The sequence below is a fragment of the Xanthomonas pisi DSM 18956 genome (assembly GCF_001010415.1).
GTDB classification, from domain to species: Bacteria; Pseudomonadota; Gammaproteobacteria; order Xanthomonadales; family Xanthomonadaceae; genus Xanthomonas; species Xanthomonas pisi.
This window is the reverse complement of sequence record NZ_JPLE01000066.1, coordinates 1-1,493: the sequence shown is the minus strand read 5'-3', so window position 1 is coordinate 1,493 and position 1,493 is coordinate 1. Positions and strand designations below refer to the sequence as shown.

Genomic DNA, 1,493 nt, shown 5'->3' with positions numbered 1-1,493 from the left:
TCACCACCAGCACCACCAGCTCGGCCAAGCCGAGCATCGCGCCCAACCGTGGCAGCCGGCACAGGTCCGGCATCCAGGTGATCTGCGGGGCGCCGGTGGCCACGGGCTCAGGCGGCGGTGAAGCGCGCCTGCATCCAGTCGCGCAGGGCGTCGATCTCTTCCAGACAGACCTGATGGCCCATCGGATAGGTCTGCCATTGCAGATCGAAGCCGAGCGTGCGCAGGGCCTGCATGCTGGCCTGGCCGGCAGCGAACGGCACCACCGGGTCGGCACTGCCGTGCGCCATGAACAGCGGTTGGGCAATGGCAGCGGGCTGCAACTGGCTGGCAGCGGCCGTGGGATCGGGCAGATAGGTCGACAGGGCGATCAACCCGGCCAGCGGCACGCTGCGCTGCAGACCCCCGCCAGCAGGATGCGCTCGGGCGGCGTGCCGCGGGCCTGCTCATGGGCGATCAAGGCTTCGACCTGGGCCACCGACTCGGCGATGCCGGCCCTGTCGGCACGGCTGGCGAAGTCCATGCCGACGATGTCGTACCAGCCGCGCATGCGCACGCCGTTGTTGATGGTGATCGGGCGGATCGGCGCATGCGGGAACACGAAGCGCAGCGCCGGCCAGTGCGGTCGCACCAGCTCCGGCACCATCGGGGCGAAGTCGCTGCCATCGGCGCCCAGGCCGTGCAGCCACAGCACAGTCCACTGCGGGTTGGGTCCGGTCTCGCGTTCGATCACTTCCAGCATCATCCAGCTCCGCTCGGGGGCCGGGCATTATGCCTTGCGCGCCGGTCACTGCCCGATCACGCCGGGGTTCGACTGCAGCGCCTTGCCGTTGATGGGGTGCCGGATGCGCCCGGCATCGCCATCCGGGCAGCTGCTTCACCGTGCGTCGTTACCGCAATGGCGAATGCACGTACTTCCCGGATCGAACCGGCCGGATGCGGGCGCTCAGATCGACGATCGGCCCCTGGCCGCGACGTGGCTGGGGCACGCGCAACCCTTATCGGATCGATGTCAGGGAAACTTGCTCAGGATGCCGGCGTGGCAAAGCGCCAGGTGTAGCGACGCAGCGATGCCTGACGCACACATGCTGGCCGACACGGGCCAGCATCGCAGGGTCGCTCAGATCAGCGACGGTTCCAGCGCGGCGGCGCGGCGCAGCTCGGATGCACGCACCAGCACCTTGGGCGGATCGAGCTCTTCGGGGATGCAGAAGATGCCCGCACGGCGCAGGGCCAGACCGCTGCGACGCAGCGAGGTCAGCGCCACCACCGGAATCGACAGCGCCATGCCCACGATCACCGGCGCCATCCAGGCCGCCAGCGACGGCGAGACGGTGTACGCAACCGCGCCCATGAACAGGCCGAACACGGTCAGCCCGCCATAGCTGCGCAACAGCGCCGGCCACGACAGCTTGCCATCGTCGCGCACCTGCGCGTCCCAGCCCGAATCCTTGCCGGCCAGCACTTCGAACACGCCACGCGACTGCAGGTACATC

At 69.1% G+C, this 1,493-nt stretch carries 2 pseudogenes; both read right to left on the bottom strand.

What is annotated here, in order from left to right:
- Positions 1–107: 107 nt before the first annotated feature.
- Positions 108–742 (bottom strand): annotated as a pseudogene (locus Y887_RS14660) (alpha/beta hydrolase).
- Positions 743–1,117: 375 nt separating this feature from the next.
- Positions 1,118–1,493: pseudogene (locus Y887_RS14655) on the bottom strand (glucans biosynthesis glucosyltransferase MdoH); the annotation flags it as partial.